Source organism: Bradyrhizobium sp. Leo78 (genome assembly GCF_059512425.1).
In genome coordinates this window covers 1-446 of record NZ_JCAMOT010000222.1, presented here as the reverse complement: position 1 = coordinate 446, position 446 = coordinate 1, and the positions used below count along the sequence as shown (strand labels likewise).

The window sequence follows — 446 nt, the reverse complement described above, 5'->3', positions numbered from 1 at the left end:
AGCCTGTTTGCAACCGCCTTCAACACCTTGTCGCCGATCTCGTGGCCGTATGTGTCGTTCAGCCGCTTGAAGTGGTCAATATCGAGAATGGCGACCGAGCTCGGCACTTTCAATCGCAGGCACTCGTTCACCAGCTTCGGGCCATTGTCGTAGAAATAGCGGCGGTTATAGAGGCCGGTGAGATAGTCGCAGGCTGCAGCGGCCCTCAACTGGCGCATCTGCGCCAGCGTTTCCGCATTGTTGGCGATGCGGCATTGCAGCTCCTCGGCGACGAAGGGCCGATAGACGAAATCGCTGGCGCCGGCTTTGAGAAAACTCGCGGACAGCATACGATCGTTGGAGGAGGAGACGCCGATGACGCGCAACCGGTCCGAACCGAAGCGATGGCGGATGCGCCGCGTCAGCTCGTAGCCGCTCATATCGGGCATGTGATGATCGGTGACGAC

The 446-nt window shown here is 59.9% G+C and carries 1 protein-coding gene; it reads right to left on the bottom strand.

Annotated elements, in window-relative coordinates:
• Positions 1-446 (bottom strand): diguanylate cyclase (locus tag AC5ZG1_RS44390; protein WP_496136569.1); only part of this gene is annotated, 446 nt, incomplete at both ends.